Genomic DNA, 7,572 nt, shown 5'->3' with positions numbered 1-7,572 from the left:
CAGGACGTGGCGTTCTTAGTCTTTGTTCACTTAATCAGGCTTTTACTTGCAATTTGCCCTCCGTGAGGGCTTAGTGCCAGTTAATGTTGAAAAACTACCTTTGAAAAATCGTGGCATCCACCGGAGGTATTAACATTATTTAGTAGAAGCATAGGACTTCTACTGAATAATGTTAAAGGTCCGTTTCTTATGCTATCATATCAAATTTATCATGGAAATGAAATAAACCGCCTATTCAAAGGCGGTTAGTTTATTCTTTGAAAATTAAATCCTGGGTTCTGATTGTTTGAAGCTCCTGCTTACTATAAGCATCATCGATTAATAATCTCATTGCTTGTGTCCGTATTGATTTTTCAATGACATTCCGAACATAGCGACCATTGCTAAATTTACCAGGGTAAGCATCTATTTTTACAGCAAGTAAATGCTCTCGGAATTTCCGCTCTGCTTCAGGACTGAAGACATATTCACGTTCCACCATCATTTTCGCCGAGATTTCCATTAACTGATCAACCGAATAATCCGGAAAATCGATGACTAGCGGAAAACGAGAATGTAATCCTGGGTTTAATGAGAGGAAGTGTTCCATTTCTTTTGAATACCCAGCTAAAATTAAGACAAATTCATGCTGCTTATCTTCCATATGCTTAACTAATGTATCAATTGCTTCTTTTCCAAAATCCTTTTCTCCACCCCTAGCTAACGAATAAGCCTCATCAATAAATAATATACCTCCAATTGCTTTTTTAATTAAATCTCTTGTTTTTTGTGCGGTATGACCAATGTATTCTCCAACTAGGTCGGCTCTTTCCGCTTCAATAAGATGCCCCTTTGAGAGAACATTCATTTGCAGAAATAATTTTCCTAGTAAGCGAGCAACCGTGGTCTTACCTGTTCCAGGATTTCCCTTAAACATCATATGCAATGCTTGCTTTCCTACTTTTAATCCCTGTTCTTCACGTTTTTTATTAATATAAATCCAAGCATATATTTCTTTTACCATTTTCTTCATTTCATCCATACCTACAAGAGCGCTCATTTCTTCTTCTATTTCCATAAGAGCCGCATGTTTCGTTTGTATTTTCGGAGTAATTGCCTCTTTTGGTGTTGAATGCAGTACCTTTAATTTCTTTTTTTCACCATTTAAAATAACATTTATTTGTCCATTGTTTTTCATTGTAATTGGTTGATCCAAGAGCTCTCACCTCTCCTATATGTGTACATTATACGTTGATGGGTTCATTTCGTGACAAAAGCCCAAGGTAAAATACATAAATAAGCCTTTTTCCCTTTTATTTCTACATTTTTTTCAATTTTACTGCATATAACTTTTGCTTTTTGTCAAAGATTGCGCTTTCCCAGAAAATAATCCGTACCACTATATGTATATGAGGCAATTTATAAATCTTGAAGAAAAAATAGACAAGATGAAAAAAACAACCCTACTTTAAAAAGTAAGGTTGTTTTTTCGTAAGTTATTCAAGCTCAAGCTTAATATTTTTTTGTGGGGCAAAAGTAGAGATCGCATGCTTATAGATAAGCTGTTGCTTCCCTTCTGTTTCTAGTAAAACTGTAAAATTATCAAATCCTTTTACTAATCCTCGTAATTGGTATCCATTTAATAAGAATACAGTTACAAATGTCCCATCCTTACGCAATGTGTTTAAAATTTGGTCTTGAATATTGACTGCTTGTTTCATGATCTGTCCTCCTCTAGATCTTCGGCACAAAATGCTTAGAACTTCATTGCCCTTTTTATTGGACAAAACGAATAATCCTATTATTATCTATTCTCTTAAATTCCCAGCTTTCCTGCTATATATTTATAAATTTCACTAAATTTTTCTTCAAACTGATTTTTTTCTGTCATATCAAACCATTTTACATCCATTTTATTTCGAAACCAAGTTAATTGACGTTTCGCATATCTCCGGGTATTTTGCTTTAATTGAGTGATTGCTTCTTCAAGTGATAGTGACCCATCTAAATAACCATAAAGTTCTTTATAGCCAATTGCCTGGATGGATTGGCAATCACGTAAACCTTGAGTATGGAAAATGGAGACCTCTTTGAGCAGTCCTGATTCAATCATCAAGTCAACCCTATCATTAATTCGCTCATATAACATCTCTCGGTCCATTGTTAATCCAACAAGGGCAACATCATAAATAAGCTCTTGTTTTTGTTCTTCCATATATTCGGTCATCGTTTTCCCGGTTGTTTTAAAAATTTCCAAGGCACGTACAACTCTTCTTACATTATTAGGGTGAATTCGTTCCGCACTCTCTGGATCAATTTCTTTTAATTCCAGAAAAAGAGAATCCACTCCGTTTTCTGTAACTTGTTGTTCAAGCCTTTTTCGATACTCGGGATTTGAGGCATCATCTGTGAACTGATAATCATAAATGACAGATTGAATATAAAGTCCAGTCCCTCCTACAATCATCGGTAATTTACCACGACTATGTATATCCGAAATTAATTTTCTTACAGCTGTTTGAAACTCCGCAACCGAAAAACTTTCATGGGGTTCTTTTATATCAATGAGATGATGTGGGATCCCTTCCATTTCATCGTTTGAAATTTTGGCTGTTCCGATATCCATCCCTTTATAAATTTGCATGGAATCCCCGCTAATGATTTCGGCATTAAGCTTCTTTGCAAGTTCTATACTTAATTTCGTCTTTCCAACAGCAGTTGGACCAATTAGAACGACTAGTTTCTCATTTTTCGATTCTTCCAATCAATCACTACCTTTACTACAATTCATACTATTATCGTAACATAGATAATAAGACGAATACTAAATTATTATAACCAAATCAGCTTCAAAAATAACATTATTTTCTAATCTTTTCCAAACTTCTATATGACTTTCGACTTATATGGCAAAAACTCGCCATTTTTGCGAGTTTTCAACCATTTTTAATAAAATACTTACATGACACGTTTGAACATTTTCTCCATTTCATACGTCGAATGGTGTATGATGATTGGTCGACCATGTGGGCATGTAAATGGATCACTTGTTTTACGAAGAGTCTCAAGTAAAGCAAAAATTTCATCATTCCGTAAATGATGGTTTGCCTTAATCGATGCTTTACAGCTCATCATAATCGCTGCTGCCTCTCTTAATTTCTTAATATCTATTTTCTTATCATTTAGCACTTGTTCAATTATTTCCTCGATGACTTCTTTTTCATCACCTTTTGGAAACCATTGCGGATGTGACCGTACGATGTAACTGTTATGACCAAATGGTTCTAGGAATATCCCGACCTTTTCCAAGTCCTGGTTGTGGGCATTTATATTTATACAATCATCAGTCGAATACTCCAAGGTAATAGGGAGAAGTAATTCCTGAAGATCTGAAATATTTTCGCCAACTTTTTCTCTGAAATATTCGTATTTAATTCGCTCCTGGGCAGCATGTTGGTCAATTATATATAGACCCTTCTCATTTTGAGCAAGGATATAGGTTCCATGCATTTGACCAATTGGGTACAACACCGGAACCCGTTCACCTAGATTTACGGTTTCTTGAGTACTTGAATCCGTTTCTTCATACTCTTCTAATGCAACACGGGTTGAATCCTCATTTTCAGCAATCACGACGTTTTCCATTTCATATGATTTTTCTTCATAGTGGGTTGCTGGTATTTCAGATTCGAATGTCGTTTCTTCTTTCCTTGGAATCTCCTCGATAGTCTCGATAAATCTAGGAATATACGTTCGCCCTTGCTGAGGTTCCGGTTTTATAGAATGCTGTAACACAAATTCTTGTTGCTCTGATTTTTGCACTTCTTTCTTTTTCAGATAACCTGCATCCGGGATTAATTGTTTATGTTTGAAAATATCCTTGATTCCTTCGTCAATTAATTGATTTAATTCTTGTTCTTTACTGATTCTGACCTCTAGTTTTGCTGGATGGACGTTTACATCTACTAATAATGGATCCATCTTAATATTAAGCAAAACAATTGGAAATCTTCCTATCGGCAAAAGAGTATGATAGCCTTGTTGAATGGCTTTAACAAGCGGGTAGTTTCTAATATATCTACCATTAATTATCGTTGAAATATAGTTTCTTGATGCCCTCGTAACCTCTGGCATAGATACAAAGCCTTCGACTGTATAATCTAAAGTTTCTAGATGGATTGGCACCATTTGCTTTGCAATCCCCAAACCATAAATTGCCGCAAGTACCTGTCTAACATCTCCATTACCACTTGTATATAAAAGTCGTTTCCCATTATGAAGCAAACGAAATGAAATTTCTGGATGAGCAAGTGCGATTCGATTCACTGCATCGGTAATATTCCCAAGCTCGGTATGAACTGTTTTTAAATATTTCAAGCGTGCTGGAGTATTAAAAAAGAGATTTGAAACGGTTATATCCGTTCCTTTACGACTATTGGTAGCTTTCTTTTCAATAAATTGGCCGCCTTTAATCAAAATATGAGTACCGGAATTGTCCCCTGTGCTCGTCTTCATTTCAAGCTCGGAAACAGAGGCAATACTCGGCAGTGCCTCTCCTCTAAAACCTAAAGTCCGAATTCGAAATAGATCGTTTTCGTCCTTTATTTTACTAGTTGCATGACGATGAAAGGCATTTACACAATCCTCACTATCCATTCCATCGCCATTGTCGATAATTCGAATTTTGGAAAGCCCCGCTTCATCGATTTCAATTTCGATTATTGTGCTATTTGCATCAATGGCATTCTCGACTAATTCCTTCACAACAGAGGCTGGTCGTTCGACCACTTCCCCTGCTGCTATTTTATTTGAAAGAAGGTCATCAAGTTGGATGATTTTCCCCATGCCTTCACCCCACTTTCTTATAGGATGTTCAAATTGTCATTTTTATCCTTTTAATTGTTTCTGAATTTCATATAACCTATTGATTGCTTCTAGTGGTGTAAGACCTAGAATGTCCATCTCTTTAATAGAGCTCAATACATCTTTTTCTTTTGAAGATAAGGGCTTTTCTTCTTTTTGATAAGTAGCCTTTGTTTCCTCAAAAAATGAAAGCTGTAGTTGATCAGATTGGTCGAATGAATCTTCCTTTGTTGCAACGATTTGCTTTTCACCTTGTTCAAGCTGCGCCAAAATTTCTTTTGCACGCTCGATTAAGTTATCTGGAAGCTCCGCAAGCTTTGCGACATGAATCCCATAGCTTTTATCTGCAGCTCCTTCTTTAATTTTATGAAGGAAAACAACATTTTCATTTTCTTCAATTGCACTTACATGAACATTTACTAAATTTTCAAGGCCCATATCCAAATCTGTAAGCTCATGATAATGCGTGGAAAATAAAGTATGAGCTCCAATATTTTGGTGAATATACTCAATAATTGCTTGAGCGAGTGCCATTCCGTCATAAGTGGATGTACCACGCCCAATTTCATCAAATAATAATAAACTATTCGATGTAGCATTCGCGATGGCATTCTTCGCCTCAAGCATTTCAACCATAAATGTACTTTGGCCAGAAATTAAATCATCCGCTGCTCCAATTCTTGTGAATACCTGATCATAAATTGGTAAAACAGCTTCACTCGCTGGAACAAAACAGCCGATTTGAGCCAAGATTGAAGTAAGAGCAATTTGTCTCATATACGTACTCTTACCTGACATATTTGGACCAGTGATGAGCAGTAATGAACGGCCTTTCTCCATCACACAATCATTCGGAACATATTCCTGTGCTTGCATCACTTTCTCTACAACTGGATGACGCCCATCCTTAATAATGAGCTTATCCTTAGAAAAATGAGGCATACAATAGTGGCGTTCCTCACTAATCGTTGCAAAGCATTGCAGAACATCAAGCTCACTAATGACCTTTGCTAAAGCCTGGAGTCTAGGAATATAGCCTTTCACTTGCTCACGAATATCAAGGAAAATATCATATTCCAGTTGGACAATCTTTTCCTCCGCTTCAAGAATTAATGTTTCTTTTTCTTTAAGCTCAGGAGTAATAAAACGTTCTGCATTTGATAATGTTTGTTTTCTTTCATACAATCCTTCAGGCAATAGATGTAGGTTTGCCCTTGTCACTTCAATATAATAACCAAATACACGATTATATCCAATTTTCAAGGACTTGATCCCGGTCTTCTCACGTTCCTGTTTTTCCAAGGATGCAATCCATGTTTTTCCGTTCCGGCTCGCATCACGATATTGGTCAAGTTGGGCATTGAATCCATCCTTGATAATATCACCTTCCTTAATCGTCATTGGAGGTGATTCCTTAATGGAGTTATGCAAAATCTCTGTTAAAGATTCACAAAGATCCATTTGCTTTCCGAGATTGTTTGCATATGGATGTTTTAGCTGGTTAACAAGATTGTATATTCCTGGAACCTGTTCAAGTGATTTTTTTAATTGTAATAAGTCCCTAGCATTCACATTTCCATAGGCTACTCTTCCAGCAAGACGTTCCAGATCATAGACTTCCTTTAATAAATCCCTTAATTCTAACCGTTCAAAATATTGATCAATAAAGGTTTGGACCATGTTTAAGCGGGCTTCAATTTCATTCTTATTTAATAATGGTCTGTCGATCCACTGCTTTAACAGGCGTCCGCCCATTGCTGTAACTGTTTGATCTAAAAGCCACAATAAAGAACCTTTTTTTCCTTTACCACGAATAGATTCTGTAAGCTCTAAGTTACGCTTGGAGTAAAGGTCAATTTTCATAAATTGGTTTGTATAATAGACATGAACCTGTTGAAGATGATCAAGTGATCGTTTTTGTGTTTTCATTAAATAATTTAGTAATCTTCCAAAAGTGAGAACTAATTTTTCATCCTCAAGACTTTGTATAAGATGTTGTAAATGATCTGCAACCTCGCAAATATCCTCATTTGAGATCGTTACCTGGCACCTTTCCACCATCATTTTTTTATATTTTTCATCAAAATCAGATGAGACCACAACCTCTTTCACACCATTTGCATATATTTCTCCGATCACATCTTCGAAATGGGAAGACAATAATGAAACCCGATTTTCTCCAGTTGATAAATCCGTTAATGCAAATCCAAAATAACCATCTGGAAAACTTGATACAGATGCTAAATAATTATTCTCTTTATCTAAAAGGTTTTTTCCTTCCATTACTGTTCCAGGTGTAATTAATTGAGTAACTTCACGTCTGACGACGCCCTTTGCCTGTTTCGGGTCTTCCGTCTGCTCACAAATTGCCACCTTATATCCTTGATTCACTAATTGCTCAATATAGCCCGCAGCAGAGTGATATGGGACACCGCACATCGGAATTTTTTCATCCGTGCCTCCCCCTCTTGCGGTTAAAGTAATCTCTAATGCTTGAGATGCTTTTATCGCATCCTCAAAAAACATTTCGTAAAAATCTCCAAGTCGAAAAAATAAAAAGGCATCTTGATAATCTGCCTTTATCGCTAAATATTGCTTTATCATCGGCGTATATTCTGCCATTTATTAATCCCCCAACAAGAATCAAATACGCCCCGGCGTATTTGCGCCCGATTTTTTTCGAGCTTGCTCGAAAGTTTCCATTGAAAAATCGTGGCATCCGCCAAAGGC

5 protein-coding genes are annotated in these 7,572 nt (G+C 36.4%); all 5 read right to left on the bottom strand.

The features are described from left to right. Positions 1-250 precede the first annotated feature (250 nt). Positions 251-1,177, bottom strand: coding sequence for a stage V sporulation protein K (gene spoVK / locus V7147_RS03695; RefSeq protein WP_335366515.1), 927 nt, complete (start codon positions 1,175-1,177; stop codon positions 251-253). Positions 1,178-1,475: 298 nt separating this feature from the next. Further along, positions 1,476-1,700, bottom strand: coding sequence for an RNA chaperone Hfq (gene hfq / locus V7147_RS03690; protein ID WP_335366512.1), 225 nt, complete (start codon positions 1,698-1,700; stop codon positions 1,476-1,478). Between the two features lie 95 nt (positions 1,701-1,795). Then, on the bottom strand, positions 1,796-2,743 hold the full coding sequence (gene miaA, locus V7147_RS03685) for a tRNA (adenosine(37)-N6)-dimethylallyltransferase MiaA (protein ID WP_335366511.1): 948 nt from the start codon (positions 2,741-2,743) through the stop codon (positions 1,796-1,798). A 194-nt stretch (positions 2,744-2,937) separates the two neighbouring features. Beyond that, complete coding sequence (mutL, locus tag V7147_RS03680; RefSeq protein ID WP_335366510.1) at positions 2,938-4,824, bottom strand: DNA mismatch repair endonuclease MutL; 1,887 nt, start codon at positions 4,822-4,824, stop codon at positions 2,938-2,940. Positions 4,825-4,866: 42 nt separating this feature from the next. Then, positions 4,867-7,464, bottom strand: a complete 2,598-nt coding sequence (gene mutS / locus V7147_RS03675) for a DNA mismatch repair protein MutS (protein WP_335366509.1) — start codon at positions 7,462-7,464, stop codon at positions 4,867-4,869. Between the last annotated feature and the right edge of the window lie 108 nt (positions 7,465-7,572).

Source organism: Bacillus sp. JJ1521 (assembly GCF_036965165.1).
Taxonomy (GTDB): Bacteria; Bacillota; Bacilli; order Bacillales; family Bacillaceae_L; genus Ferdinandcohnia.
Note: the sequence above shows the minus strand (reverse complement) of the source record. Positions and strands in the feature narration are given on the sequence as shown.

Excerpts from the sequence above, each read along its gene's own strand:
- mutL (WP_335366510.1), bottom strand. The coding sequence starts at position 4,824 with ATGGGGAAAATCATCCAACTTGATGACCTTCTTTCAAATAAAATAGCA.
- hfq (WP_335366512.1), bottom strand. The coding sequence starts at position 1,700 with ATGAAACAAGCAGTCAATATTCAAGACCAAATTTTAAACACATTGCGT.
- mutS (WP_335366509.1), bottom strand. The coding sequence starts at position 7,464 with ATGGCAGAATATACGCCGATGATAAAGCAATATTTAGCGATAAAGGCA.
- spoVK (WP_335366515.1), bottom strand. The coding sequence starts at position 1,177 with ATGAAAAACAATGGACAAATAAATGTTATTTTAAATGGTGAAAAAAAG.